Origin of the sequence: Exiguobacterium sp. SL-9, assembly GCF_004336985.1 — a bacterium.
GTDB lineage: Bacteria > Bacillota > Bacilli > Exiguobacteriales > Exiguobacteriaceae > Exiguobacterium.
The window spans coordinates 78997-104914 of record NZ_SJUO01000003.1 but is presented as its reverse complement, the minus strand read 5'-3'; the positions used below and the strand labels follow the sequence as shown (position 1 = coordinate 104914).

The 25918-nt window shown below is 49.6% G+C and carries 26 protein-coding genes; 17 read left to right on the top strand and 9 right to left on the bottom strand.

The window, feature by feature from the left end; genetic code table 11:
- Positions 1 to 44 precede the first annotated feature (44 nt).
- The 3 genes from EVJ34_RS09135 to EVJ34_RS09125 all read right to left on the bottom strand — a co-directional run bounded on the left by EVJ34_RS09135 (position 45) and on the right by EVJ34_RS09125 (position 2091).
- A complete protein-coding gene (locus tag EVJ34_RS09135; protein WP_131485383.1) occupies positions 45 to 1505 on the bottom strand; it encodes a UDP-N-acetylmuramoyl-L-alanyl-D-glutamate--2,6-diaminopimelate ligase in 1461 nt (486 codons plus the stop codon).
- A 155-nt stretch (positions 1506 to 1660) separates the two neighbouring features.
- A complete protein-coding gene (locus EVJ34_RS09130) occupies positions 1661 to 1861 on the bottom strand; it encodes a helix-hairpin-helix domain-containing protein (protein WP_131485382.1) in 201 nt (66 codons plus the stop codon).
- Entirely contained in the window at positions 1858 to 2091 is a 234-nt protein-coding gene (locus EVJ34_RS09125) for a hypothetical protein (RefSeq protein ID WP_131485381.1), read from the bottom strand. The genes EVJ34_RS09130 and EVJ34_RS09125 overlap by 4 nt, the downstream gene beginning before the upstream one ends.
- 129 nt (positions 2092 to 2220) lie before the next feature.
- Between EVJ34_RS09125 and EVJ34_RS09120 the strand changes: the two genes are divergently transcribed.
- Positions 2221 to 2436: a hypothetical protein gene (locus EVJ34_RS09120; protein ID WP_021065960.1), complete on the top strand. Its 216-nt coding sequence runs from the start codon at positions 2221 to 2223 to the stop codon at positions 2434 to 2436.
- 165 nt (positions 2437 to 2601) lie between these two features.
- Complete coding sequence (locus EVJ34_RS09115; protein ID WP_161568901.1) at positions 2602 to 2874, top strand: RNA polymerase sigma factor; 273 nt, start codon at positions 2602 to 2604, stop codon at positions 2872 to 2874.
- Positions 2875 to 2880: 6 nt separating this feature from the next.
- Here the strand turns inward: EVJ34_RS09115 and EVJ34_RS09110 are convergent, their stop codons facing one another.
- Positions 2881 to 3669: an HAD family hydrolase gene (locus tag EVJ34_RS09110; protein ID WP_161568900.1), complete on the bottom strand. Its 789-nt coding sequence runs from the start codon at positions 3667 to 3669 to the stop codon at positions 2881 to 2883.
- A 62-nt stretch (positions 3670 to 3731) separates the two neighbouring features.
- On the opposite strand from EVJ34_RS09110, the gene EVJ34_RS15725 reads away from it, so the two are divergent.
- The 5 genes from EVJ34_RS15725 (at position 3732) to EVJ34_RS09090 (ending at position 6564) form a co-directional block, all read left to right on the top strand.
- Positions 3732 to 3983 (top strand): hypothetical protein, encoded by a 252-nt coding sequence (locus EVJ34_RS15725; protein WP_161566912.1) that lies wholly within the window; start codon positions 3732 to 3734, stop codon positions 3981 to 3983.
- Between the two features lie 114 nt (positions 3984 to 4097).
- On the top strand, positions 4098 to 4658 hold the full coding sequence (locus tag EVJ34_RS09105; RefSeq protein ID WP_131435965.1) for an RNA polymerase sigma factor: 561 nt from the start codon (positions 4098 to 4100) through the stop codon (positions 4656 to 4658).
- Positions 4655 to 5368 carry an anti-sigma factor gene (locus EVJ34_RS09100; protein ID WP_131485378.1) on the top strand — a complete coding sequence of 238 codons (714 nt, stop codon included), beginning with the start codon at positions 4655 to 4657 and terminating at the stop codon, positions 5366 to 5368. The genes EVJ34_RS09105 and EVJ34_RS09100 overlap by 4 nt, the downstream gene beginning before the upstream one ends.
- A gap of 83 nt (positions 5369 to 5451) precedes the next feature.
- Positions 5452 to 6363, top strand: a complete 912-nt coding sequence (locus tag EVJ34_RS09095; protein WP_131485377.1) for a Gfo/Idh/MocA family protein — start codon at positions 5452 to 5454, stop codon at positions 6361 to 6363.
- A gap of 15 nt (positions 6364 to 6378) precedes the next feature.
- Complete coding sequence (locus EVJ34_RS09090) at positions 6379 to 6564, top strand: hypothetical protein (RefSeq protein ID WP_131485376.1); 186 nt, start codon at positions 6379 to 6381, stop codon at positions 6562 to 6564.
- A 37-nt stretch (positions 6565 to 6601) separates the two neighbouring features.
- Here EVJ34_RS09090 and EVJ34_RS09085 read toward each other — a convergent pair whose 3' ends face one another.
- Entirely contained in the window at positions 6602 to 7519 is a 918-nt protein-coding gene (locus tag EVJ34_RS09085) for a DMT family transporter (RefSeq protein WP_131485375.1), read from the bottom strand.
- 332 nt (positions 7520 to 7851) lie between these two features.
- Between EVJ34_RS09085 and abc-f the strand changes: the two genes are divergently transcribed.
- A complete protein-coding gene (abc-f, locus tag EVJ34_RS09080; RefSeq protein ID WP_131485374.1) occupies positions 7852 to 9699 on the top strand; it encodes a ribosomal protection-like ABC-F family protein in 1848 nt (615 codons plus the stop codon).
- 18 nt (positions 9700 to 9717) lie between these two features.
- On the opposite strand, the gene EVJ34_RS15810 is transcribed toward abc-f, so the two are convergent.
- Positions 9718 to 9879, bottom strand: a complete 162-nt coding sequence (locus EVJ34_RS15810) for a hypothetical protein (RefSeq protein WP_201739934.1) — start codon at positions 9877 to 9879, stop codon at positions 9718 to 9720.
- Positions 9880 to 9974: 95 nt separating this feature from the next.
- On the opposite strand from EVJ34_RS15810, the gene EVJ34_RS09075 reads away from it, so the two are divergent.
- Positions 9975 to 10307, top strand: a complete 333-nt coding sequence (locus EVJ34_RS09075; protein ID WP_131485373.1) for a hypothetical protein — start codon at positions 9975 to 9977, stop codon at positions 10305 to 10307.
- Between the two features lie 553 nt (positions 10308 to 10860).
- Here EVJ34_RS09075 and EVJ34_RS09070 read toward each other — a convergent pair.
- On the bottom strand, positions 10861 to 11718 hold the full coding sequence (locus tag EVJ34_RS09070; protein WP_236634567.1) for an HAD family hydrolase: 858 nt from the start codon (positions 11716 to 11718) through the stop codon (positions 10861 to 10863).
- A gap of 162 nt (positions 11719 to 11880) precedes the next feature.
- Between EVJ34_RS09070 and EVJ34_RS09065 the strand changes: the two genes are divergently transcribed.
- The 5 genes from EVJ34_RS09065 to EVJ34_RS09045 all read left to right on the top strand — a co-directional run bounded on the left by EVJ34_RS09065 (position 11881) and on the right by EVJ34_RS09045 (position 20819).
- Entirely contained in the window at positions 11881 to 13395 is a 1515-nt protein-coding gene (locus EVJ34_RS09065; protein ID WP_131485372.1) for a glycine betaine uptake BCCT transporter, read from the top strand.
- Between the two features lie 121 nt (positions 13396 to 13516).
- Complete coding sequence (gene kynU / locus EVJ34_RS09060; protein ID WP_131435982.1) at positions 13517 to 14794, top strand: kynureninase; 1278 nt, start codon at positions 13517 to 13519, stop codon at positions 14792 to 14794.
- Positions 14795 to 14805: 11 nt separating this feature from the next.
- Positions 14806 to 15645 carry a tryptophan 2,3-dioxygenase gene (kynA, locus tag EVJ34_RS09055; protein ID WP_131435984.1) on the top strand — a complete coding sequence of 280 codons (840 nt, stop codon included), beginning with the start codon at positions 14806 to 14808 and terminating at the stop codon, positions 15643 to 15645.
- A 14-nt stretch (positions 15646 to 15659) separates the two neighbouring features.
- The gene (kynB, locus tag EVJ34_RS09050; RefSeq protein ID WP_131485371.1) at positions 15660 to 16283 is read left to right on the top strand and encodes an arylformamidase; all 624 of its coding nucleotides are present in this window, start codon (positions 15660 to 15662) and stop codon (positions 16281 to 16283) included.
- A gap of 99 nt (positions 16284 to 16382) precedes the next feature.
- Entirely contained in the window at positions 16383 to 20819 is a 4437-nt protein-coding gene (locus tag EVJ34_RS09045; protein WP_131485370.1) for a hypothetical protein, read from the top strand.
- Positions 20820 to 20934: 115 nt separating this feature from the next.
- On the opposite strand, the gene EVJ34_RS09040 is transcribed toward EVJ34_RS09045, so the two are convergent.
- Entirely contained in the window at positions 20935 to 22092 is a 1158-nt protein-coding gene (locus EVJ34_RS09040; RefSeq protein ID WP_131435990.1) for a glycosyltransferase, read from the bottom strand.
- A gap of 57 nt (positions 22093 to 22149) precedes the next feature.
- Here EVJ34_RS09040 and EVJ34_RS09035 point away from each other — a divergent pair, with 57 nt between their 5' ends.
- From EVJ34_RS09035 to EVJ34_RS09025, 3 genes are read left to right on the top strand one after another with little or no spacing between them, the layout of a single operon-like run.
- Positions 22150 to 23328 (top strand): lipopolysaccharide biosynthesis protein, encoded by a 1179-nt coding sequence (locus tag EVJ34_RS09035; RefSeq protein ID WP_330857567.1) that lies wholly within the window; start codon positions 22150 to 22152, stop codon positions 23326 to 23328.
- Positions 23325 to 24464, top strand: a complete 1140-nt coding sequence (locus tag EVJ34_RS09030) for a glycosyltransferase family 4 protein (RefSeq protein WP_131435994.1) — start codon at positions 23325 to 23327, stop codon at positions 24462 to 24464. The genes EVJ34_RS09035 and EVJ34_RS09030 overlap by 4 nt, the downstream gene beginning before the upstream one ends.
- The gene (locus EVJ34_RS09025) at positions 24461 to 25354 is read left to right on the top strand and encodes a glycosyltransferase family 2 protein (protein WP_131435995.1); all 894 of its coding nucleotides are present in this window, start codon (positions 24461 to 24463) and stop codon (positions 25352 to 25354) included. Before EVJ34_RS09030 ends, EVJ34_RS09025 begins: the two co-directional genes overlap by 4 nt.
- Here the strand turns inward: EVJ34_RS09025 and EVJ34_RS09020 are convergent.
- Positions 25308 to 25910: a response regulator gene (locus EVJ34_RS09020; RefSeq protein ID WP_161568899.1), complete on the bottom strand. Its 603-nt coding sequence runs from the start codon at positions 25908 to 25910 to the stop codon at positions 25308 to 25310. The genes EVJ34_RS09025 and EVJ34_RS09020 overlap by 47 nt on opposite strands.
- Positions 25911 to 25918 lie beyond the last annotated feature (8 nt).

Below are 25918 nucleotides of genomic sequence, written 5' to 3'. Positions count from 1 at the left end.
AAATTTACACATTAAAAAACGATGACAACAGTGTCATCGTTTCGTTAAACGGCCGGTTCTTGGCCTTTGAATTTTTTTAATTCATCGAGCAGGATGTCTGATTCGTTGAACGGAATCGAATCTTGACCGACACGTTCGACGTGGTCATGCCCTTTTCCGACGACGACGATCCGTTTCCCGACAAGCGCTTGTTGCGCAGCGTGGCGCAAGGCGTCGCGCCGTTCCTCAAACGTCACGTATTGCGTGTTCGTATCGACTCCGGCGAGCAATCCGTCGATAATATGCCTCGGATCTTCTGTCCGTACGTCATGTACCGTCACAATTAAATCATCCGAATACCGACTCGCGATGCGACCCATCTCTGCCCGTTTGGTCGGGTCGCGGTCGCCGGCTGCGCTTAAGACGACAACGAGCTCCCGTTCGCCTTGCTGGAGCGTCGACAAACACTTCTCGAGCCCATCAGGTGTGTGGGCGTAGTCGATATAAATCTCGGCATCTTCCGTATCGAGCCGCTCGAGGCGACCCTTTGGAAGCGTGAGTCCCGGCACGTTGGCGATAATCGAGCGCAACATCAACTCCGATGTCGAGACGAGACCGATGGCCGCGGCTAGGTTGGCGGCGTTGAACGCCCCCATGAAACGGACCGGTGCCTCAATCGTCAGTGCGTTCATTTTGACGACTACGGTCTGGCCATGCCAAATAACTTGGATGTCAGCCGGTACGTCAGCATGCGTGCTGTACATGATGCGCCGACGAGTCGGCGCAAAGGCAGCCATCGTCTTACTGGCCGAGTCTTCGGCGTTTAAGATAATGGCGTCCCCGTCTGTTGTCTCGACTTGCTCGAATAGTCGGGCTTTGGCCCGGGCATACTCATCCATTGAGCGATGGTAATCCAAGTGGTCATGCGTCAAGTTCGTGAACGCCGCCGCATGAAAGCGGACGCCTTCGACACGTCCTTCCATCATCGCATGCGAGGAGACCTCGACGACACAGTCGGTCACGCCGGCATCGGCCATTTCAGCCAAAATTCGATGTAAAACGACGGCTTCCGGCGTCGTGTTTGGTGTTTTTAATGTTTGATCTTTGTAACGTGCTCCAATCGTGCTGACAATCCCGACTGGTCGGCCGGACAGACGAAATAAATCATATGTCAACGTCGCGGTCGTCGTCTTCCCATTCGTACCAGTGACACCGTAAATGCGCATCCGATGCGAGGGGTAGTCATAAAAAGCACTGGCCACCACGCCGGCCGTCCGCTTCGTGTCCGCGACGACAAGGTTCGGCACCTCAAGATCAAGCGGATATTCCGAGATGACAGCAACCGCTCCTTTGGAGACAGCGTCCTCAGCGAATTCATGTCCGTCCACCGTATAACCGCGGATACAGATAAATAAATTCCCTGGACCGACCTTTCTGGAATCTGTCTCAATTCCGGTCACCCATGGATCGCGTTCGATGTCATCCATCTCATTTTCTAGAATGGCGGATAAACGTTTCGTCCTCATGCTGTGTACTTCCTTTCTCATGGGTGTCGCTAGGTTCGCAAACCTTATCGTCATGGTACTAGATATTAGGCTGTAATGGAGATGACAAATATATTACTTCCCTTTTTACGCGCGATGCAATCGCCCAACCAAAAAATTCCTAGTCCAGGACGGGACTAGGAATGTGTTTCGCTGTCGGTGAACCGAAGTCCTTGCTTGTGAAGTGCGGTTTCCAAGATTCGTAGCACACTTGGTCCGACCCCATGCAAGGCTACAATCTCTCGTTTCGTATACGTGGCCAGCTGTTCGAGCGTATCGATATAGGCGGCCTGAAGCGCCCGTTCGGCCGGTGCCGAACATTTCGGAAGTGGCGTCATCCGATGCCCTCCTCTCGTCCTGAAACACGTTCAATCGTCGGGAGACAGGCGAGGACACGTTCCATACAAAACGTCCGACGCGCCCGTTTGTTCACGTCCCAAGCGACGAGTCGATCACCTTGTAGCCGCATCAGCTTGACCCGTCGCTTCGAAATGACCCCGTTCCGATCAATATACATCATTTCCACGACCTGTCCACTCCGCATCCAACGTATGACTTCTTGCCTCATCTAATCTCCCTCCTTTGTTATCTCTATTATACAGAACGTTTGTTCGTAATTCCAGTCTAGAGGTGTGCGTTCGAATAATTTCACGTATGCTAGAAGAAACGAATATTTTGCGAAAGGGGTACACCCAATATGACCTATTTGCTGTTGGCCGTTTTGGCCATCGTCTTATTCATTTCTATGATTTATGCGGCAAAAGCCTTACCGAATTTACGAAATGTGTTATTCAATCGCGGTAGCCTGTTCGGTCAAGACACCGAGACCGTCACGTGTCCGAACTGCAAGAAAACGTTCAAACGGTCCGGTGGGAACACACAGACATGCCCGCACTGTTATACGTCATTTTAACTACAAAACAGTCAACGCTCCGCTCATCGACGGAATGTTGACTGTTTTTAAATGTGCTCGAATCAGAAAGTAACCGTTTACGTTTGCCCCATAAGTGAAATAAGAAAGTTACGTCATTTGCCCGTAACCCAACCACGAGATTGTCTCATTCCGAAGGAGTCCACCATGTCATTCATATCCGATCACGATTTATACGCACGCATGTTAAACCGCGATACGTCCGCGTTCGAGCTGTTGTACGACCGCTATGAGCGCATCTTATATTCGCTCGCCCTCCGCTTGACGACGCGAGCCGACTTGGCCGAGGCTGTCCTCTCCGAGGTGTTCACCGAGCTTTGGAAGCATCGTCTCCCGCTCGATTTGACGACCCATCGGCTGAAAACGTATTTGTTCGAACGTGTGGAGACCGCAGCGCTACGTCTAATTACGAGCGCTTAAACCCGTCTACCGCACCGCTCGATGTAACACTTCTAGAATCCCATCCGCATACATGCCCTCGGTGACACGACCATGTTCTCGTTTGGCTTCTTCCGTCCCGTTGCCAAGTACATAGCCGTTGCCGACATATCGCAACATCCCTAAATCATTCCCACTGTCACCGAACGCGTAGGCGTACTCGGTCTGAAACGAATATCGGTCACATACATAGTCGACCACAGCAATTTTCCCCGCCCCTTGTGGGATGAAATCAATATCGTAGGCTTCTTCCGGGTCTCCGGCGAGCGGATTGCAGCGACTCACGTTAACCGCAATCCCGATGTCACGGGCGGCTGAACGAATAAGTCCGATCTCAGCTTCACTCTCGCCGAAATAATAATAATTGTGCATCCATTCGGACGTACCGAGATTCATCTGCGGTTCAATCGTGAGCACCCGCTTCAGTCGTTCGACGGCTTGGTGGACACGGCCCGAAAAATCATGAGGGAATCGTGACGAAAAACTGGTATCGAGCTCAAGTTGCCCAGATGCCGTCACTTGATACAGCTCTGTCCCGAGACTCGCTGCAATCCGATGAGGGACATAACGCATGCCGGCTCGTGTCATTTTTTCTCGAATCGTTTCAAGTGAACTCCCGGTCACCCACATCGTTGACAAGTGTTGTGAATGAGCTTCGAGAAAATTTTCGAGTTGCCGCAACTGTTTCAACTGCTCAGTTGAACACGCGTGTGGGAAATACGTCTCGTCAAAGTCAAAACAGACGAGCGTCCGACCTTCCTTTGTAAATCGTTTCATCGTCATCCTCCTTGTGTCGCCATACCCCTTCTCGTATAGTAAAAGGAGAAAGGACGTGCGACATGAAAAATCGTTTAAGCCGCTATTACTGTCAGTATAGCGGAATCGTGATTGGGTTCGGACTTGTCTTCGCCTTTTTGTTCGGAGTACGGACATATTCATTTTGGCAACAGTGGCTGTCGGGCGGAGTCGCCTTGCTCGCCACAATCCTCACGGCGACGTTCATTAGTTATGTGACGTACCGATTGCTCAGCGCTTTACATTTACGACTGTTCCGCCGTATCGGAGGGATAGCGTCCAGTTGTTCTCGTTAGATGCGGGAAAATCTTGACTGTTCACAAAATAGTCACGTCAAATAGGCATCCATTTCACGGTTTCATCCGTTAGATCAATACAAGGGATTCCCCTTATAGGTAAAGGAGAAAGCCATGACTGATATTGAATTGTACGAGCGTGTCAGGCAAAAAGACAAACAAGCGCTCGAAACACTTTATGACCGCTATGAGCGTATCCTCTACGCTTTCGTCATGCAGTTGACAAAAGATCGTGACCTCGCTGAAGAAGCGATGCAAGAAGTGTTCATCAAACTATGGCGCGGTGGCGGCATATATGATGACTCAAAAGGAAAATTCAAATCGTGGCTGTTCACGATGAGCCGTCATGTCACGATTGACTTGATTCGCAAACGAAAACCTGACCTGCAACTTGATGAGTCCTACGCCGAGGCCATCCCTTCTCCGGCCCCGTCCGTCGAGACCGAAGTCGAGTGGCAAGAAGAGCGAACGCAAATCGAGACGGCGATGGCCGAGCTGCCGGTCGAACAACAACAAGTCGTCCGTCTCATGTATTTCCAAGGGCTCAGCCAACAAAAGATCGCTGATGCGTGCGGGATCCCGCTCGGCACCGTAAAAGGAAGGATTCGATTAGCGTTGAAACAGTTACGAAGACATTTATCCCATGATTTGATAGATAAGGAGGTGGAACGATGAACGCCTGTGACCAATTGATTGATTATTTCAACCAGCATTTAACGGAAGACGAACGCATCCAATTTGAAGCGCATCTCGCGACATGTCCAACATGTCAAGAAGAGCTCGAACAACTAGAAGCCCTCGTCGGCGGCGTCGCGTTCCTCTCTGAACCGGCTGAACCGCCAAGCGGCATGAAGGCACGCATCCTCGACAACGTGTTCGCTGAAGACGATATGGAGAAGGAGTCGAAAGCAGACGAACTGACCCCAATCACACCCTTCACTGCCACGAAGAAGAACCAGAAGACGTCATGGGGCGCGCTCGCTCTCGCCGCCGCACTCATGCTCTCCTTGGTCGGGAACGGTTATCTGTTGTTGAACCAAGATGACCCGAGCGGCATCGCTTTGACCGAGACCGTACCGCTCGAAGGCGACTCGGAAGGCGTGGCTTATCTGGCCGAACAGGACGGCCAGCGCCAGCTCATCGTTCAGACGAACGGACTCGATGCCCTTGAATCGAACGAAGTGTATCAAGTGTGGCTGTTGAAGGACGGCTCCCCGATTCCGACCGGCGCCTTCGTCACGGACGACAAAGGCAACGGGACGGTCATCTATACACTCGACTCGACCGAGTCGGAGACAGACTGGGATACCGTCGCCGTCACGAAAGAACCCGAACGCGGCAACACGGTACCTGAAGGCGAAATGGTGCTCAGTGCCAGCCTATAAGCAAGAACCGAATGACCTGACGCCCCGCGCGTACGTGTCATTCGGTTCTTTTTTCGTTATGATGAAGAAAAGGAGTGGTACACATGCGTCAGCCTAAAATTGGTGTCGTCGGTCTCGGCGGCATTGCTCAGAAAGCGTACTTACCGATTTTAACAAACAGCACATCGTTCGAACTCGTCGGTGCCTATTCCCCAACCGCCTCCAAACGTGAGGCAATCTGTCGGGCCCACCGGATGGAGTCATTTAGGGGACTGCCTGAACTCGCGGCGTCCGTCGACGCGGCGTTCGTCCATAGTTCGACCGACACACATTTCGACGTCGTCTCCTATCTGCTCACCAACGGCATTGATGTGTATGTCGACAAACCACTCGCCGCGACAATCGAACAGGCGGAACGTCTCGTCGAGCTGGCCGAGCAGACGAACCGGAAGCTCATGGTCGGTTTCAATCGTCGCTTCGCCCCGATGTATCAGCACGTGAAAGAAGCGGCCCCTTTCCACACGCTCGACTTCGTCAAGCATCGCGGGGACGGGTTGCGCGGCCACGACTATCAATTCACGTTGCTCGATGACTATCTGCACGTCGTCGACACGCTCCGGTATCTCAGCGGAAGCGAGTTGCGCTTAGTGACGGGCCAGATCGCGACAACCGAGACAAACGGACTACATTTCGCCCGCCACATCTGGCAAAACGAACACGGACTACATACGACATCGATGCACCGTAAAGCCGGGACGAATCATGAAGGGCTCAGTGCAATCCGGGACGGTCTCCGGTTGACAGTCGACGAGATGGTGACGCTCCAACGTTTCGAGCGCGGCACCCATTCGACGAAGACGTTCGGGTCATGGGACACGCTCTTGACCCAACGCGGGTTCCAAGGTGCGATCGATCACTTTATCACAGCGTTGACCGACGATACCCCAATCGTGACGGACGGCCGTGAGGCTCTCGTTACACAACAACTGGTGACAGATTTGTTCAGCTCACGTTAAGAGGAGGAAAAGCACATGGATTTCTTTTTCTACATTATGGTTATCGTCGTCGTGTCCATCGTCGCGGACAGCTTCAACAAGACACGAAAGGCACGTGTCGAGGAGCTGCGGCTAAAAGTCGAACAAGAAAAACTCGCTATCCAGCGGCTCGAACTCGAGATGAAGCGCGACGAAGACAAACTCGATCATCACGGATTTTGAAAAGACGGTCGTCCCGCATCGGGTCGACCGTCTTCGCTTATAAAATATGACGTGTCTCAGCTTGACGTGTCTCGCGGACCCGCTTTTGCCGACGTTCGGTGAGGGTCGACCAGGTGACGGCGGTGACAATACAGGCGGCACCGATAAAGAAGTTCCGGTCAAGCCGTTCGTTGAGGACGAGCCAGCCGAGGAATCCTCCGACGAGCGGTTGGAAGAAGAAGAATAACGACCCGACGCTCGCATCCATGAGCTCGAGCCCTTTGTTCCAAAAGAAGAACGCGCCGGCTGTCGAGATGATGCCGACGTACAGCACGCTGAGCCAGAGCACCATGGTCATATTCGGCAAACCGGACACGGCCACCTCCATTCCCATGAGTGGTGTCATCAATATGAAAGCGATGCCGATGGCGAACGTTGTGATCGTCAACGACGACAAAGTCGCCGACGCGATTTTGACGTATATCGACATAAGCGCCCACGTGATGGCCGCCCCGACCAAAATCAAGCTCCCGATAAAATACGACCCTTCGACATGCCAACCGACGACGACAATGACCCCGATCGTCGCCAAGATGAGCGAACCGATTTTCACCGGTGTCAACTTCTCTTTCAAAAGCAAACGGGCGAAGAGCAACATGAACGCTGGCGTCGCCGCCGTCACAAGCGATCCCGTATGGGCGTCGGATAGTTTCGTGCCGATGAACTGAAACGAGATCGAGGCGACGTAGCCGATGACTCCGATGAGCGCGATCCATTTCCAGTCGCGCCGCCCGATGCGCTCGCGCCCGATTGCAAACCATGTCACCAGCAAAACGACAAAGGCGACGGCGTAGCGCATCCAGACGAGCGTGAACGGCTCGATATAGCCGAGCGCATATTTACTGACGACGTACATCCCGCCCCAAATACTGGCGGCGAGCGTTAAACTGATGGCACCGAGCCATTCCTTGCGCATGGCGTCCCTCCTTCCTGATTCCTAAAACAATACGACACCGGTGCTTGATATTCCTGTTTCCTTAGTTGCCGAACCGACCGAAATCGCTTACACTTACCGTAACGATGTATTGAAAGGAGGGAGAAAGGTGAACTTTGTCGGACGTACGCATTGGTCAACAGAACATTTGTACATTTTGCGTGCGATTTTTCACGATGTCGCATAATCACAGGACCCGTCTGTCCTTTTTTAGACATTGCTGAAAACCGACAAAGCGCCTCTCTCTCTTGCCGAGCGCTTCTTTGCGCTCGGCTTTTTTGATAGATAGGCCTCTACTTTAGGAGGAATCACTCATGTTAATCGAGTTACAACACATCCAAAAACAATTTGGCGGCCACGCGGTCTTGATCGATGCGAATCTTCATGTGAACGCCGGCGAACGAATCGGGCTCGTCGGACGGAACGGGAGCGGCAAGACGACGCTTCTGCGTCTCATCGTCGGCGCCGATTCGCCAGACGAAGGGACGATTTACCGCAAGCAACGGTTACACATCGGCTATTTGGCCCAAATCCCGGCCCACCCCGGTAAGTCCGGTCGAGACGTGCTCTATACCGCGTTCGCTGAGTTGACGCGACTCGGCGACGAAATGCGACGACTCGAGGCAAGTATGGCCTCAAGCGACGACATTGAAGCGTTGCTCGAGACGTACGGCGCCTTGCAGACGCGCTATGAGAACGGCGGCGGGTACGCCATCGATTCGAAAGTGAACGCGATGATTGACGGGCTGCGCCTGATCCGCTTCGTCGACCGACCGTTCGATACGCTCAGCGGCGGCGAACGGACAAAAGTCGGCCTCGCCTTGGCGCTGCTCCAAGAGCCGGAACTCCTCATCTTGGACGAACCGACGAACCATCTCGATTTAGAGGCGATGGCTTGGCTCGAGACGTTTCTGCGTGACAGCCCGTCCACTCTCCTCCTCGTCTCACACGACCGTGTATTTCTTGATGCCGTCGCCACGCGCATCGTCGAATGTGAAGACGGGGAGTTGACGAGTTTTGATGGCAACTACAGCGCCTTCGTCGCCCAAAAAGAAAAGCGGTTGCTCGATCAGTTCCACGCCTATACGGAGCAACAGAAGAAAATCAAGAAGATGAAGGAAACGATTCGCCAGCTAAGACAGTGGGCGAACGAAGGCAACCCACCGAACGAAAAGTTTTACCGCCGTGCCAAATCGATGGAGAAAGCGCTCGCCCGGATCGAGACGATCAAAAGACCACGACTCGAGGCCGTCCAACCGGATATTCAGTTCATGGCTCAGGGACGGACCGGTCGCGATGTGTTCGAGGCGACAGATGTGACGGTCACTTACGACCGGATTGTCTTCGAGAACGTCTCGTTCTACGCCGGTCATGGCGAACGCATCGCCATCGTCGGCCCAAACGGGAGCGGCAAGTCGACATTGTTGAAAGTGTTGCTCGGTCGCCTCGAACCAACGACAGGTGAGGTGCGACGAGCAGAGCGAGCCCAAATCGGTTACTTGTCCCAACATATCGACTTTGATGATTCCCATCGGCTCATCGAGGCGTTCCGCGACCGCATCGCCGTCGATGAAGGGAAAGCTCGTCAATTGTTGGCCCAATTCCTCTTCTACGGCGCGAGCGTCTTCAAACCGGTCAAAGATTTGAGCGGCGGCGAGAAGATGCGACTCATGCTCGCCATTCTCATGCACGAGGACATGAACGTGCTCGTGTTAGACGAACCAACGAACCATCTCGACATTGAAGCGCGCGAGGCACTCGAAGACGCGCTCGATCGTTTTACCGGAACGCTCGTCGCCGTCTCGCACGACCGCTATTTCTTGAACAAGCTGTTCCCGATCACGTATTGGCTTGACGGGACAGCCACACGTTTCCCGGGAAATGTGACGTATGCGCTCGAGAAACGCCAACACGAAACGGAAACAATCGTCGCTGTGCCCAACAAGAGGAAGTCAACACAAACGGCCGTGACAGCGATCCATGTTCGAGACACATCAGCGGATGAGACTCGTCTGGTCGAGCTCGAAGCCGCCTATCAAGCAGTGCGTCACCAAATGAATGAGACGAATGATTTAGAAGCGTTGATGACGTTACAGCAACAAAGCGATACACTCCAAGCAGAGATCGACACGTTGTTGCACCAACTGCTCGAATCCATGTAACGAAAAAACGGCGCCGGCTCAGCGGCGTCGTTTTTGTTCGAACCAAGACTGGACGAGAAAACCCGTCACGCCGAGTGCCATCAAAAAATAGGGAACGACGCGCGGGACAGCACTTGATTCCCCCATCGTCATCAGAATCAATCCGCTTAAGAACGTCCCGAGCCAATATATTTTCGGCATGTCATCACTCCTTTGCTATGTTCGCCTTGTAATTAGTCAGAATATTTCGTAAAATATTCTGAAATTCTTATTTTGTATCGAAAGGAGATGCGCTCATGCCAAAACGAAACTGGGAGACGATTCTCCGATCCACTCTCGTCGTCACCATCACGCTTGCCACCTTCCTCTACGTCCGCTACTCGACTGAAATCGAGGAACGCGAACGTGCCTTAGAGCAGTACCTCGCCACTCATTATAACATTTCGGCGGACACCTATTCGATTGACGGCAGCCTCTCCTTAAGCGGTTATGTCTATGATTTGACGTTCGAAGACGAGCCCGATGCCGCCTACACGTTTCAAGTCGAACAGGCTGCGGACGGCCATCGTGTAAAGTTCGAACAAGCAGACGGCGAACAGCCAGCCCGGGTCACCACGTTCGCTCCATGAGAAAAAGCGCCACGTATCGTGGCGCTTAACGGTGAGCGTTTCTAGTAGAGCGGACTTTCACCCGACCGAGAAATCTCCCGATCGACCGTCCCATGCAATAGAATGATACGTCTAGAAAATGGATTCGGTTCAGAACGTGATTTCGAGGCGTACGTTCGTCTTAACATCAATCTGGCCCTGTACATAAATTTCTCCACAACGACCTGGCTGCGTTTTTGACGGATCTGGTTGAAATCCATTATGAACCTCATCATGCCCACCTTTGCTGACACATCGGACTTTCTAGACGTCTCGTCTCCCACACATCCTCTTTGTCTGCCCCTCACCTCTCGAACGAGGTCAGGTGGACGACAGGTTAATCAGGAGGGCGATCTAGTCAGCCGATCTATCTACCTACTTGTCTCTCGTTTCACCGAGCCGGCCTCAGTCAAACAACGATTGAATCTTCGTTTCATCCGTTGCCCCCTTTCAGCTCAACACGTGAATGAGGACTACACTTATACATTAACCGTTTTACGTGTCGTCGAATCCCTGTTCACCATTTCTCCAAAATTCAGTTGTCGATATAATGGTCGAGTGCATAAGCGACCCCGTCGTCCTCTACATCTTTCGTGATATGAGTGCTGATGTCTTTTAACGGATCGACGGCGTTTCCCATCGCGATTCTCGTTTCTGCCACTTCGAACATCGAGATATCATTCAAATTATCGCCGATGGCCACGATGTCTGATTGCGAAATACCGTGATGCTCCGCCAACTGCGTCAAGGCCATACCCTTACTCGCGTTCGGATGCCCGATCTCGATTTTCGTCCATCCGGCCGTCGTGATCAAAATATCAGTCCGAGGTTCATACAGCTTCCGAAGCTCGTGCAACTTACGTCGGTCGAACGAATAAACGAACACTTTGTACACTTCGTCGGCCTCGAAGTCGATTTCCTCGATCGCATCAACGTACGTCAACCCATACTGTTCGTTTTGAATTTCAATCTCTCGCTCGCCCCACTCCCGCGTGAACGATTGATCGTGTGGTAACACCTCATCCAATTCGCCCTTCAACAAATCGGTGCCCGAACGGAGCACTTTCACCCCGGCGTTCGTATAAAATTCAACATACGCCCCGTGCTCATGGGCCACGTCCCATAACTCCTGTACGACGTCTTTCGGGAGCGCGTGATAATAAATCCGTTCATTTTCATAAAACGCGATGGCTCCGTTCCCAGAAAGAATCGGACACGTCAAGTCGCTCCGTTTCAACAACTCTTCGATATCGTGAATCGAGCGTCCTGACGAGATGGCGACCAAGTCACCTTTTGCTTGGCGACGTCGAATCGCCTCTTGGTTTGCTTCTGTGATGATACCTGTTCGAGACAATAGCGTCCCGTCTAAATCGATGGCAATCAATTTCATCATTCCAATCTCCTTTCAAGCTCGTCTCATCATCCCATTCCCCGAATTCATGCATCTCAACGCAAAGAAGATACCCTTCTGGCATATAGGCGTTTTCCTTTCACCCAAATAGGGAAATATTTATTAGCTCTAAATAATAATTTGTGCGTCTGGAAAGGAGTCCTCATGAACACTTCACCTGAAAAACCACGCTTGAATCGCGTGTTCTACATTTCGGCGAGTCTCATCGCTCTCCTCGTCCTTTTCGGTGCGATTCGACCGACGTTGTTCGCGACGATCGCCGGAAACATCTTCAACTTCACAACCCAATCGTTCGGTTGGTTTTATTTACTTGCCGTCTTTTTGTTCGTCGTCTTCCTCATCTTTCTCGCGTTCAGCAAGTATGGGAAGATTCGACTCGGGAAAGACCAGGACCGTCCACAGTATCCGTTCTTCACTTGGATCGGGATGCTATTTTCCGCTGGCTTCGGGGTCGGGCTCGTCTTTTGGGGTGTTGCCGAACCAATGAGTCATTTCATCACCCCTCCATATGCGGATACGACCGAGCTGACCGTCGAAGGGGCTCGATTGGCCATGGCCTATTCCTTCTTCCATTGGGGTGTCAGCCAATGGTCCGTTTTCGCCATCGTCGGCTTGATTATCGCGTATTTCCAATTTCGCCGAAATGCGGACGGTCTCATCTCGACGAGCCTCTCTCCGCTCATCAAAGACCGACCTTACAAACAGCCGCTCAATCAAACGATTGATATTTTAGCCGTCATTGCGACCGTCATGGGTGTCGCCACGTCACTCGGTCTCGGTGTGCTCCAAATCAACGGCGGATTGAACAGTGTCTTCGGGTTGCCGAACACGGCACTCGTCCAAGTGTTGATTATCGTCGTCCTGACCGTCTTGTTTTTGACATCGACGACGACCGGTCTCGACCGCGGCATCAAATGGCTCAGTAACATCAATCTCGGGACCGCTCTCGTGTTGATGGTGTTTGTGTTCTTCGCCGGACCGACCATCTTTATTTTAGAGACGTTCACGCTCGGATTAGGTGATTACTTACAGAACTTTATCCGCTATAGTCTCCGCCTGCAACCATACCAGCAAGGGACGTGGGTGCGTGATTGGACCATCTTCTACTGGGCATGGGCCATCGCCTGGTCGCCGTTTGTCGGTGCGTTCGTCGCTCGCGTCTCACGTGGTCGAACAATTCGTGAGTTCATCGTCGGCGTTCTCATCGTGCCGCCATTGATCGCGCTCTTGTGGATTGCCGTGTTCGGTGGAACGGCCCTCCACCTCGACTTATTCGAAGGGACATCGATTGCACAAGCTGTCGACGCAGATGTGACGAGCGCTTTATTCGTCACGTTCGCCGAACTGCCGTTTAGCTTCATTTTATCCGTCCTGTCGATTCTGTTGATTCTCACCTTCTTGATTACGTCGGCCGATTCGGCGACGTACATCATCAGCAGTATGACAACGAACGGAAGTTTGAACCCGCCGCTCAGCGTCCGGATTGTCTGGGGAATCTTGCTCGGTGGGATCGCCGCCGTTCTACTGATTGCGAGTGGGCTCGAAGGGTTGCAGACAGCCTCGCTCATCTCGGCCCTCCCGTTCACCGTCATCCTCATCTTGATGGTGTACACGTTGTTCAGCCTGTTACGAAAAGAGAACGTCCGTAAAATCAAATAAGGATGCTGGTCGCCGCAAAGGCGGCCTTTTCTTTTGAGGATGCGTTCCTTCATATTGACACGTGCAAAGGCGATTGCTACGCTTTTGTCAGCATGACACGCAAGTCAAAGGGGGAAATGATATGGCTCAAGATTTCACACGAGCGTACGCGGAAACACGCGACGCCAGCGATTCGCTCGCACCATACCGGGGAGAATTTTATTTGCCGCAAGACGGAATTTATATGGACGGGAACTCGCTCGGTCTGTTATCAAAACGGGCCGAGCAGACGCTCCTTGAATCGCTGAACGATTGGAAAGAGCTCGGGATTGATGGTTGGATGTCGGGACGCCACCCATGGTTCAACTTGTCAGAACGATTGGCCGCGCTCAACGCCCCGCTCATCGGAGCGAGAGCCGAAGAAGTGATGGTCACCGGGTCGACGACGGTCAACTTGCACCAACTCGTCGCTTCGTTCTTTAAACCGGAAGGCAAGCGGACGAAGATTTTAGCCGACACGCTCACATTCCCATCTGACATTTACGCCTTAAAGAGTCAACTCGAGCTCCGCGGACTCGACCCGGCCGAACATTTGGTGCAAGTACCGAGCCGAGATGGACGTTATTTAAATGAAGACGACATCATCGCGGCGATGACAGATGATATCGCCCTCATCGTCTTACCGACCGTCCTCTATCGAAGCGGACAGATTCTCGATATGGCGCGCCTCGCCAAAGCAGCACATGAACGTGCTATTTTGATTGGTTTTGACGCCTGTCACTCGGTCGGCGCCATCCCGCACGCGTTCCACGACTGGGGCGTCGATTTCGCCTACTGGTGCAACTATAAGCATTTGAATGGCGGACCGGGCAGCGTCGGCGGTCTGTTCGTCCATGAACGTCATTTCGGGACGACGCCGGGCTTGGCTGGTTGGTTCGGTTCACGTAAAGACAAACAGTTCGATATGGATCACACGATGACACCGGCCGATGATGCCGGCGCGTTCCAAATCGGGACCCCACACGTCTTGAGCCTTGCTCCGCAACTCGGTGCGCTCGAGATGTTCAACGAGATCGGGATGGACGCCATCCGCGAGAAATCGCTCGCTTTGACGACGTATATGGCCGCACTGATTGACGAAGTGCTCGCACCGTACGGCTTCGTCATCGGCAGTCCACGTAACGAGACACAGCGTGGTGCCCATTTGAGTCTCGAACACCCCGAGGCGGCCCGCATCTGTAAAGCGCTCAAACAACATCGCGTCATTCCGGACTTCCGGGCCCCGAACATCATCCGTTTGGCACCGGTCGCCCTGTATAACACGTTCACCGATGTGTATGACGTCGTGATGACGTTACGGACAATCATGGAAAACAAAGAATACGAGGCGTTCGAGAACGTCCGCGAAGTCGTGGCCTAAGGAGAATCAATATGAGTGAACGGATTGAACACAACGTCGAGCAATCGATTCAGACAGACTTTTCGAAAGACATGTCGTATGGGGACTATTTGCAACTCGATCCAATCTTATCGAGTCAGCACCGCCTGTCGGACCATCACGACGAGATGTTGTTCATCATCATCCATCAGACGAGTGAACTATGGATGAAATTGATTTTGCACGAACTGACCGCGGCCGTTACCGCCATCGAGACTAGCGAGCTCGAGCGTTCATTCAAGATGCTCGCCCGCGTCTCGAAAATTCAACAACAGCTCATCCAGTCGTGGAGCGTCCTCGCGACATTGACCCCGGCCGAGTATTTGGAGTTCCGAGACAAACTCGGTTCATCGTCAGGCTTCCAATCGTACCAAAACCGCCAAATCGAGTTCGCGCTCGGCTTTAAAAACGCGCGCACGCTCAGCGTCTATGCGCATGACGAGAAACTATATCCGCTTCTCGAAACGTCGCTTCAAGCACCGAGCATCTATGACATGACCGTCCGCGAAATGCATCGCCGTGGTCTTGCCATCGATGACGCCGTACTCAACCGGGACGTGACGACAGACTGGGAATGGAATGAAAGCGTCGAAGCGGCTTGGGCCGAAGTGTATCGTGACGTCGACAAGTATTGGGACTTGTACGAGCTCGGCGAGAAATTGCTTGATATCGGCAGCCAACAACAGATGTGGCGCTTCAATCATATGAGCACGGTCGAGCGAATTATCGGTCAAAAGATGGGAACCGGCGGCTCGTCCGGCGTCAACTATTTGCGACGCGTCCTCGACCACCGCTTCTTCCCTGAACTTTGGACCGTCCGGACAAAACTGTGAGGAGGACGAACACGATGACATGGATTGATGTTTCGCAACCGCTCGAAGATTCAATCACGACATGGCCAGGTGACACGACGTTCCGTTACGAAATCGCTTGGCCGATGGCCGACAGCGGTTCGGTCAACGTCGGGAAAGTGACGATGAGCCTGCATACCGGGACGCATATCGATGCCCCGTTCCATTTCGACGACGCCGGACAGCGCGTCATCGACCTTGATCCCGGTCTCTATATCGGCCCGGCCCGAGTCATCCATCTGCCCGGCCGTGAACGCATCGAGGCGACAGACTTGGACGGTTTTGACTTGACCGGCGTCGAGCGGTTGATTTTAAAGACCGACGGCTGGCCGAATAAACAAGAATTTCCGAGCCGCATCCCTGAACTCACGCCATCGCTCGCCGATCGCCTCGGTGAACTTGGGATTTATTTAATCGGTCTCGATTTGCCCTCGGTCGACGCGATCGACAGTAAAGAGATGGCGACGCATCATGCGCTCGCCCGGAACGGCGTCCATATTCTCGAGGGGCTCGTCCTCGACCATATCGCACCCGGCGATTACGAATTGAACGCCGTGCCGCTCCCGATTGTCAAAGGTGACGGGAGTCCGGTGCGCGCACTATTGCGTCACCTCACCTAAAGAGACAGCCAAACCGGTTGTCTCTTTTTTATAGAGAGGGATAGGACAACGTTTGGCGAAATAGGTGACATACGCTTTTTGAAAGGGGGCAAACCTGATTTGCGTCGTATCCCATCTAGCATTCGAAGTCAACTGCATACGTATCGTTACGACCTCATCGCCCTGACTATCATGATTGGGTGTATCGTCATCTATGCCTATCCATTATTTTCCCCTGGAATGGTTGTCTTTAGTGACATCGCCTTCGGTCTATCTTCCGAGCGCTATATCGAAGAAATCTTCGGGGCATGGAATGAGCGTTGGAGTACGACTACTTTGTTGAACGTACCCAGACTGATTTTCATCGCACCACTTTATGGCATCAGTTTGCTGTTCGGCGCCTCAGGTCCGTTATTAGTGAAATCGTTCATCCTGCTCCTACTCGTCTTGTCCGCCTTGAGCATGTATGCGCTTGTGAAACGACTTCACTCCATTTATATCACCAAACATTTCCACTTGATGACACTCATGTCGTTCACACTCGCCGGATTATTTTATGCGTTAAACCCATGGATCATCACACGTATTCAGCACATTTATTTATTGTGTGGATACGCGTTGTTCCCATTTGCTCTTTTGCTATTTTTTAACTTGTTCGACCCGAAATTCCGACGACAATTGGACACCAATTTTTCGTTCGAGCAGCGCCTATCCCCTCGTATTTGGTTGGATGCTGTCGGTTTGTCAGTGATCTTCATGTTCATGTCGGCCGGGATTCATTATTTCTTCTTCTCAGCACTCTACATGGGCATTATGTTCATCCTCATTCTATTAAAAACGTGGTGGACAGAGCGCAAATCATTACGCGTACGCTCGCTCGTATCTTATTATCTTCGACTCATCACGGCTCTCGGGATCGTCTTTATTTTATTCAACGGGTACTGGTTTTTCATGTATGTGGGATCGATTCTCTTTGGTGCTCAAGCGTCCCAACATAATATTAATGTCACGGAAACGCTCATGCTGTTCAGTCGCCATTCATCGGTTGAAAACGTTCTGTATACGATTAGTTATTGGTGGCCGATGTTTGACCTGCACACGTTACCTCTCTCGTTTTGGATCGCAGGTGGCATCTTGTTACTGATTATCGGAATTGGGCTCATCGGAAGCTATAAACGACCGATTCATCTGTTTTTTGGTTTGCTTGCCATCGGTTTGATTGTGTTTGCGACCGGAACGTATGAATGGGTCGCACCTGGATTCGTGGCTCTTGTCACGTATACTCCACTCATAGGACCTATGTTCCGTGACCCGAACAAACTTGTCGGCTTACTTGTCGTAAGCTACAGTTTACTGCTTGCGCTCGGGCTCGGCATGCTAGATGCGCGTCAGTCCAAAACAATTCCGCGCCCGCTTTATCGTGGAGCGTTGTTATTCGGTAGCTTTTTAGCTTTGACATTGTTCATCTATCCGTATCGTGCCGTTTATATGGAGGGATTTTATAAACCAGTGGACGTTCCAAAAGAATATGCGCTCGTTCAAAATGAGATTGAAGGGAAGTGGCTCCAGTTCCCGATTGCAGATGAAATGATTCAGCCAATCACTGGTGTCGCGACACCCGAATGGAACCAAAATCCAGCACTCGGTGAGACAGCAAAACCGACCGGTGACTTTCAGGTGTACAGTTCACGCCAAAACACCGTCTTCCATCATGAAGCTTCGACACCCGCGATTCGATATTTGTTCTCCCTGTTACAGTACCTTCTTGATACGGGACGTTCCGATGAAGCAAGTCATTTAATCAACGTATTCGGCGTCGATCAGTTTGCGTATCGAGATGAATATTTAGGAATGGACGAGCGTCAACAGTTTAATTTGGAGATGCTTGAACTCCAGCAGAATTTGCTAAAAACAAAACAAATCGGACTGTTCACATTATTTGATGTCGTTGCTCCGCTCCCGGACCGAACTGTCCCACAGCTCATCGTTACGCCATACGGTCTCGAACGCTCCATCTCGTATGCGGCACTTCCTCAGTACGAACAAGGGAAGCAATCTATTTTATACACGACCCAACAACATAGTGATGACTTTACATGGTTACGTCCCGGAGATGCCATCGAGATGATTGAACAAAAAGACATGCTGTTGAGCCAAGTATCTGATCTGTATTATTGGAAGCCATTCGAAGCGATTGACTCTGCTAATCCGTTTTTGACATGGGGGAAAACGCTCTTCGCTAACAATGATTGGCGTTGGTACCTACAGACACAGGGTGTGAAAGATCCCGCATTCGATCTCGATTACGGGGATGGTGTCGGACTTTCGTTCGCTTCAGCGCGAATCGACGCCCCGCCGTACGCATTGAATGATTTGCCGACAAAACAAGTCGCATCATTCAACTCCATGCTTGAGGACGAAACATTTTTTAAAGCGGACAATCCAGATGTCATCGAACTGTCTCCAAATCCAATCTCGTCGGATAACACACTTCCCCTTCTACAGGCAGAAGTCGCCAAAGGTGACCCGAACTATATTTGGCAAGTTGCCAAGTCTGGATTATTGCCAGCTTTGCCGAATAATGCCTATCGTTTCAATATTGTCGCTTCTGGTCGTGGTGTTGATCGGCTTCATGTCAAAGTACGTTTCTTTGACGAATCCGGTGAAGAGATTGACCAGACCTATGTCGTCGCACCTCGTGACTCCGGGAATTTGGACGGAATTCATTTACGAGGCGAATATGTGACACCAAAAGCGGCGAAAATGATGCGAATTGATTTATTGAGTTACCAAAAACCCGAGCGTAAAACGTTTTGGTGGATTCACGACATTCAAATCGAGAGCTTTGAGTCACATATGATTCCAAACACTTTCTCAATCACAAAAGATCCACCACCCGGCCGTTATATCGGATTTGCACGTGTATTGCTAAATCAAAGCGGTGGACAACTTGATTTTCAAATCAATCAAGAGCATAAAGTGGTCGATACGAAGCGTCAAAGTGGTGCTCGACTCGAATGGATTCCACTCGGCACATATGATATTGAGTCAGAATCGACAACCATCACCGTCGAGAATACGGTTGGATTCAATGCCGTGCAAAATATCGTTCTCGTCCCAGAAGACGAATGGACATCGCTTCAACAGTCATTGAAGAACGAGCTCGAACAGACGAATACGTTTATGGTGCTCGAGGCTGAACAAGACTTTGATTATGCTGGAACCATTCAATCCGAGCGAAATTATCCGTCATTCAGTTTAGGGAAAGGCGTGTCGCTGACGTCCGGAACATTAAAACGGTCCATCGATCTCGCGGAAAACGGTACGTATCGCCTTCATCTCAACTTGACGCCACCTTTGTCAGCAGACGGCACCGTTCGATTACGTCTTTTGAAAGAAAGAGACATTGTTTATGAGCAAACCGTTGATACTGAAGCAATTCGTCAATTGCCTGATGTGAAAACGAAAATCGGCGAACAAACCGTCACCTACGATTCGCTTCGTCGTGACTTTCCTTACGCGTTACAATCACTCGACGACGTTCATCAATCGTTGAAGCGCTGGACCCTTTCGGATGTGAAGCTCAAGGCAGGTCATTATACGCTCGAAATTTCAGTGGATAGCGCCGTTCCTACACGCATCGAATTGGCAGATCTACGAAAGTTTGATCCGAATGAAATCGTTGTGACCGAACCGCTCGCCACTCCCGAAGCAGCTGCAACATGTGCAACGTGCGTCTCCATTACACAAGACATGTACGAAGCGACGCTTCAAAATGACACGTTCGTCGCCACCTATGAACCGACATGCTCTTGTGACTGGTATATATTTGCCTCTGAACAAATCGAAGCCTTACCTAATCGAGAATACTTAGTTGAATTCGAGGCACGAAGTGAAGCGGTTCGAAATCGTCACGTGAAAATGTATTACCTCGACGAACAACGACGCGTCATCGGTACCGACTTCATCAGTGAGGTCGAGGAAAATCGTAAATCCGAATGGAATCGATACGAGCAAATTTTGATTCCACCAGAAGGTACCACTTCGATGCAACTTCATATTTGGGCACGAGGAAATATCGAGACAGCGGGACGGCTCGAAATGAAGAATTTAAACGTCGTCCGCTATGACCATCTCATGTTGACAGATCAAGTCATGGTCGAGGAAATAACGGAACGGCCACTCTTTTCTTCTACAAAGCCTGTGGCCTTAGATGTAAAGCGCAATTTGATGAAACGACAAGTCACGCATGACGAAGCACTAGGTCGCTTCACATTGAATGATTCCCCCTCGCCGCTCTTTCGACTGACGGCGGACGGGATTTCACAGCGGGGAGAGATTGCTTTGAACGGCGTGACGCAACTTTACACAGCTTCTGAAAACGATGTACAGGTAATCGCCGTGTTACGTCCCGTCTTTTTCATCGGTTTGATCCTCCTGTTGTTGGCTACCCCACTGTCTTTCGTCTTTTATTGGAATGCACGTCAACCAGAGCCATTTATTCGCCGTCTCCGAAGAAACTTCGCCCGAGCCAGAGGCGATTCAGCGAATGACTAATTGGGCCAAATCACTGTGAATGAAGCTTATCCGGTATATGGTTGTCCATTTAAAAGAGGACGACCTTCAACAATTTACTGTTGAAGGTCGTCCTCTTTTTCAGTCGATCAGCTCTTTAACGCTTTGTTCGATTCAACGCCCGTTGCCGTCTGATGAGTGATCCCATCGTTTTAAGAAAAGCAATTGAATCTTTAACCAAATCCACATGTGACCCTTCACGCTCAATACAGGTTACCGGTTGCTGATACACACGCAAACGCTCTTTTTTTGCGGCATACATCATCTCTAAATCGATGGCAAACCCGCTTGTCGCACTTAAATAAGGCAGCAAGCGTGGAATCGCTCGACGATTAACGATTTTTAGACCTGTTTGTGAATCGGACACGCCCTTCGGTAAAAACGGTTTGGTAATGAGCCGCTTCGTAAAACTGACAAACGTTCTGATTAAATTTCGATCTTCAATCGTCATATCTTTCGTTCCGATGACAAGATCATAATAATCGTTCTCGGCAATACTTAATAGTTGCGCGATATCATCCACTTTAAAGGAGTTATCCGCATCGACGAACACATAATATTCGCTCGAGATATGCGTCATTCCTTCGATAAAAAGACCGGCTTTTTTCGTATTTTGCTCTAACTCATACATTTTCAAATAATCAATTTTAAATAGTGTATCGGTCGCATTCATCACGATATCCCGGTACTCATTCAATAGACGTTTTGATTGATCGGAAGAAGCATCATCAATAAAATAGATTGAACTGTGTAAATAATTTCGTTCAATCATCTTCGTCAGTGAAGTCAAAAAAGCATGAATGTGTGAAAACCGTTTTTCTTCATTAAAAATTGGTAATATAAAGGCTACAGTCCCTTTTTTTATTGAATATTCTGGATGGATAATACTTTGTATTTCAGCGAACAATTCATCTGGATATTCTTTTCTGTAATAAAATATTCTAAATATTCCATTACCTAACAGTTGATTAAAGGGAAACTCTCGATGACGTCGAATAACATCTTCAACCCACATAATCGAGGCGTGCGGATGGTACTTTCGTAGTTTTGAAACGATTTCAATGCCTCTACTCTGATTCGTAACGTCAATAATATAAGCCTTCACTTGATCTTTCACAGCACGAATGTGGGGTGAAATGACTGGATCTTCACTACGATTTAATTCAGACAGAACCAATTCGTAGTGTGGGATGCTTGATGTATAGGGAATATTCCGTTCTCGGTCTGTAAAAATAACTACTTTCCCTTTATCCATCTGGAATTGTCCTCCTTAACAGTTATTTAAGAGAGAGAGGCGATTGTATTGAAAGTGATGATAAGCCGCTACTCGATATTACTCATTTTTCCCGTTTTAGACGCATTGCTGAATATTATCAACTACTCTTATCACTTCTTTTTAGCACGAGGTCTGACAAATCAAGATTATGGCCTATTGAATGCCTATCTCGCACTCCTCGGCTTACTACTTATTATCGGTAGCGCGGTTCAATGGATTGTCACAAGAAATCTAGGGCAACAAATTGCCACCGATTATCGGTACATCCAACGATCACTTCTACTTTTTGCTGTAGCGATATCTGTTGTATTATTCTTACTTATCCCATATATTCTTCCTTTATCTAGAATTAACCTTTTTTTCCTTTTCGTCACGGTGTTTTTCCACATTCTCGTGTCATTTCGACGAGGTGTCTTACAGGCGAATGAACGGTTTTACGCGCTCACCTTATCCTACTATGTAGAGGCCATCACGAAAGTAATGGTCACTTGGATTTTCCTTGAACAGTTAGACATCACGTTAGCGTTAATCGGGATTTTAATCGGAATGATTTTGACCTATGTCATGAGTACGAGACAAGCTGACTTCCCTGAAGCGACTGGTGAAAAACAGTTCCACGGGTTATTTCAGCTCATTCACGTTCAAATCGTTATGACGTTATTTTTTTCGGTTGACAGCCTGCTCGTCACGTTGTTCTTTCCTGACCTAGTTGGTGACTACTCGGTCAGTCTTCGTTTCAGTCAACTCGTCCTATTCGTCTGCCTCTCTGTTTTCCAAGTTATTCTGCCTCGACTTAGCCGGGCATCTGAAACACCTACTTTTTTGTCTTTTGAGCGTACTGTTTTCCGGTTGCTTCTTGCAGCACTTGTCATTGTTACCGTGACGTATTATGTCATGATTCCGTCAATCGTACCTTTGTTTTTCGGTCAAGGATATGACCAGGCCGGCTATTTCGTCCGGTATATGATTTTCACTTATATCGGAATTATCATTGTTCAGTACGAGGCGATGCTACAGTTCATTTCGCGAAATCATCGTTACTTACGTTGGTATTGGGCTTTATTTATTGTCTTCCTGACAGCCCTCTTTTTATTCCGACAATCCATTGAAACCTGGTTGCTCGCTCAAGCTGTCGTCTTACTCGGCGGATCTCTCTTACTACGTGCACGCTTTAACTATGAACGGCATCAACTGCTCAAGGAGGAATCACGATGAAACCTACTTTACTCTGCCTTTCTTGGCGAGATATCCATCACCCAAATGCCGGTGGCGCCGAAGTATTCACCCATGAAATGTTGAAGTATGTTTCATCTCGATTTAATATCATCCATTTGTCTCCGCAGATTGAAGGGAGAGAAGATGAGGAATGGACGGATGGGGTACGTTACATTCGAAAAGGAACGAATGTAACGAGTATCGTCGAGGCACGTCGATATTATAAATCACACGAAAAGCAAATCGACCTTGTCATTGACCAAATGAACACACACCACTACTTCACACCACTTTATGTCCCAGCGTCTAAACGTGTGTTATTTATCCACCAATTGACACGTGAAATTTGGCGAATCAATCTCTCGCCACCTGTCTCATGGCTCGGGGCTTTGAGTGAAACGACACGATTGCGTCTCTATCAACATAACGATGTTTTAACGGTAAGCCAATCGACCGCCGATGACTTGATTGATGTCGGAATTCCCGCGCATCGTATCGAAATATTACCCGAAGGATTGAATTTCACACCATGGCCTGAAACAAAATGGCGCTCGAAAGAATTGAATCCAACATTTTTGTACGTCGGAAGGATGTCCGCTTACAAAGGGATTGATGACGCGTTTAAAGCTTTTTTGTCTATCAAACGTGATTTTCCGACCGCTCAACTATGGATTATCGGGAAGAAAAATGAGGCATACGTTGAACAACATCTCAACCCGCTCATCCCGAGCGAGGTTCAACGTGACATTCACTATTTCGGCTTTGTCAGTGAGGAAGAAAAGCTAGAACGAATGAGTCGAGCGACGGCCTTACTCTTTCCATCTCGACGCGAAGGATGGGGCTTGACTGTAAGTGAAGCAGCTGCCGTCGGAACACCGACCATCGTCTATGATGCTCCTGGTTTACGTGACGCTGTCCAATACGGAAAACTCGGTTATATGACGATGCAAAACACACCAGACGCGCTTGCCTTAGAGATGCGACGTTGTTTAAACGATTCAGGCCATTATGAGCGTGTGAGGCACGATGCTCATGCATTTGCGAAAACGTTGCAATGGAGTCGTACCGGTTCTTGTTTTGAGCATTGGCTCACTCGAAAACTTAATATTTCGACTCAAGAAGGGAGAACCTCATGATTGGAATTGCGATGTCCACATACTGTAACGCAGAAATAATCAACGAGACTATTGAATCTATTCAACGACAAACCGCAGCATTTGTCTGTGTGATTGCAGATGACGGCTCGACCGATCATACGGTAGACGTCATGCGTCAATTGACCAAAGACGACGACCGCTTTATCATCTTGCCACTTCCACACGGTGAACGTGGAATTGCTCGTAAAGAAGCGATTGGGAAACTTAAATCACTGCCTATCGATTTTTTGTACGTCATCGACTCTGACATGGTGCTATCAGAGGGTCTGTTGACCAGTTGCGTCCTTTATCTTCAACACAACGAAGATGTCGGCGCACTAGTCATTCCTGAACAAGCATATAGCACGTATGATAATTTCTTCACGAAAGTAAAAGTGTTTGAACGAAATTTGTTCCAAATCCCTGAAGAACAGATTGATCGGCGTTCAATCGAGGCAGCTCGATTTTGGCGAATTGAGGCATATGAAGCATCTGGTGGCATTAATCCGACTCAGATTAGTTTCGAAGAGACACAGCCCACGATTCGTTACGTCCAGAGCGGCGGGGCGATTCGACGGGCAACGTTCACGTCTGTCAAACATAACGAGAAACAAGTAACACTTCACAATTTGCTCGAAAAGAAAAGATATTACTTCCAGGTCATGCCGCAAACCCTTGAAACAGAAGAAGGAGGCTTTCGTAAAGCAATCTCGCGCTGGTATTTTTTCAGGCCGGTTTTGTATCATTCGGCTAACTTAAAAAAATATAGACGACATCCAATTTTAGCAATCGGTGTCGCCTACATGTATGTTCGTTTGACTTGGGTCGGTGTATATCAATTAATTACCCATAAGTTCGGGAAAAATGCCCCCGCGACTGGTACAAAATAAATTCTCCATACTGTGTCGGAATGGCAAAGCGTTTCATTTCGTTTGTTTCAGGCGCATTGAAAGGAACCATCAGGCTCTCTGCACTGATTACCTCACCATTTTCATAAAACAAACAATATGCATGTCCTAAATCATCTAAAAACTTCGTCAACAGTTCTGCGACCCGATGCTTGTTTGTTTTTAAGTTCACGGCCTCTTTTCCAATGTCTTGAATAACTCGTATCATAAACTGATCGATTTTGATGGGCTTCGTCATAATCCGTTTAACGTTCCCATAGTTCACCGAGGCAATCAACGTATGCGTATGCGTATAATCCGTCAACACAATCTGATGAATCAGCGGATAATTTTTCTTAATATACGCCAACAACTCGACTCCATCCGTTTGTGGCAATCTCAGCTCAGTGATGACAACATCAATATCGCTCATTTTTAAAATGTTTACTGCTTCTGTCGCTTCTGTCGCTTCAAACATAATTTCACCTTGCTGTGTCAATAAACGGGACAACGTCTTTCTCGTATCATCATGCGGTTCGACGAGTAGATAGTTTGCCATGATCAGTA

Excerpts from the sequence above, each read along its gene's own strand:
- EVJ34_RS09135 (WP_131485383.1), bottom strand. The coding sequence starts at position 1,505 with ATGAGGACGAAACGTTTATCCGCCATTCTAGAAAATGAGATGGATGAC.
- EVJ34_RS09130 (WP_131485382.1), bottom strand. The coding sequence starts at position 1,861 with ATGACGCCACTTCCGAAATGTTCGGCACCGGCCGAACGGGCGCTTCAG.
- EVJ34_RS09125 (WP_131485381.1), bottom strand. The coding sequence starts at position 2,091 with ATGAGGCAAGAAGTCATACGTTGGATGCGGAGTGGACAGGTCGTGGAA.
- EVJ34_RS09120 (WP_021065960.1), top strand. The coding sequence starts at position 2,221 with ATGACCTATTTGCTGTTGGCCGTTTTGGCCATCGTCTTATTCATTTCT.
- EVJ34_RS09115 (WP_161568901.1), top strand. The coding sequence starts at position 2,602 with ATGTCATTCATATCCGATCACGATTTATACGCACGCATGTTAAACCGC.
- EVJ34_RS09110 (WP_161568900.1), bottom strand. The coding sequence starts at position 3,669 with ATGAAACGATTTACAAAGGAAGGTCGGACGCTCGTCTGTTTTGACTTT.
- EVJ34_RS15725 (WP_161566912.1), top strand. The coding sequence starts at position 3,732 with ATGAAAAATCGTTTAAGCCGCTATTACTGTCAGTATAGCGGAATCGTG.
- EVJ34_RS09105 (WP_131435965.1), top strand. The coding sequence starts at position 4,098 with ATGACTGATATTGAATTGTACGAGCGTGTCAGGCAAAAAGACAAACAA.
- EVJ34_RS09100 (WP_131485378.1), top strand. The coding sequence starts at position 4,655 with ATGAACGCCTGTGACCAATTGATTGATTATTTCAACCAGCATTTAACG.
- EVJ34_RS09095 (WP_131485377.1), top strand. The coding sequence starts at position 5,452 with ATGCGTCAGCCTAAAATTGGTGTCGTCGGTCTCGGCGGCATTGCTCAG.
- EVJ34_RS09090 (WP_131485376.1), top strand. The coding sequence starts at position 6,379 with ATGGATTTCTTTTTCTACATTATGGTTATCGTCGTCGTGTCCATCGTC.
- EVJ34_RS09085 (WP_131485375.1), bottom strand. The coding sequence starts at position 7,519 with ATGCGCAAGGAATGGCTCGGTGCCATCAGTTTAACGCTCGCCGCCAGT.
- abc-f (WP_131485374.1), top strand. The coding sequence starts at position 7,852 with ATGTTAATCGAGTTACAACACATCCAAAAACAATTTGGCGGCCACGCG.
- EVJ34_RS15810 (WP_201739934.1), bottom strand. The coding sequence starts at position 9,879 with ATGCCGAAAATATATTGGCTCGGGACGTTCTTAAGCGGATTGATTCTG.
- EVJ34_RS09075 (WP_131485373.1), top strand. The coding sequence starts at position 9,975 with ATGCCAAAACGAAACTGGGAGACGATTCTCCGATCCACTCTCGTCGTC.
- EVJ34_RS09070 (WP_236634567.1), bottom strand. The coding sequence starts at position 11,718 with ATGATGAAATTGATTGCCATCGATTTAGACGGGACGCTATTGTCTCGA.
- EVJ34_RS09065 (WP_131485372.1), top strand. The coding sequence starts at position 11,881 with ATGAACACTTCACCTGAAAAACCACGCTTGAATCGCGTGTTCTACATT.
- kynU (WP_131435982.1), top strand. The coding sequence starts at position 13,517 with ATGGCTCAAGATTTCACACGAGCGTACGCGGAAACACGCGACGCCAGC.
- kynA (WP_131435984.1), top strand. The coding sequence starts at position 14,806 with ATGAGTGAACGGATTGAACACAACGTCGAGCAATCGATTCAGACAGAC.
- kynB (WP_131485371.1), top strand. The coding sequence starts at position 15,660 with ATGACATGGATTGATGTTTCGCAACCGCTCGAAGATTCAATCACGACA.
- EVJ34_RS09040 (WP_131435990.1), bottom strand. The coding sequence starts at position 22,092 with ATGGATAAAGGGAAAGTAGTTATTTTTACAGACCGAGAACGGAATATT.
- EVJ34_RS09035 (WP_330857567.1), top strand. The coding sequence starts at position 22,150 with ATGATAAGCCGCTACTCGATATTACTCATTTTTCCCGTTTTAGACGCA.
- EVJ34_RS09030 (WP_131435994.1), top strand. The coding sequence starts at position 23,325 with ATGAAACCTACTTTACTCTGCCTTTCTTGGCGAGATATCCATCACCCA.
- EVJ34_RS09025 (WP_131435995.1), top strand. The coding sequence starts at position 24,461 with ATGATTGGAATTGCGATGTCCACATACTGTAACGCAGAAATAATCAAC.
- EVJ34_RS09020 (WP_161568899.1), bottom strand. The coding sequence starts at position 25,910 with ATGGCAAACTATCTACTCGTCGAACCGCATGATGATACGAGAAAGACG.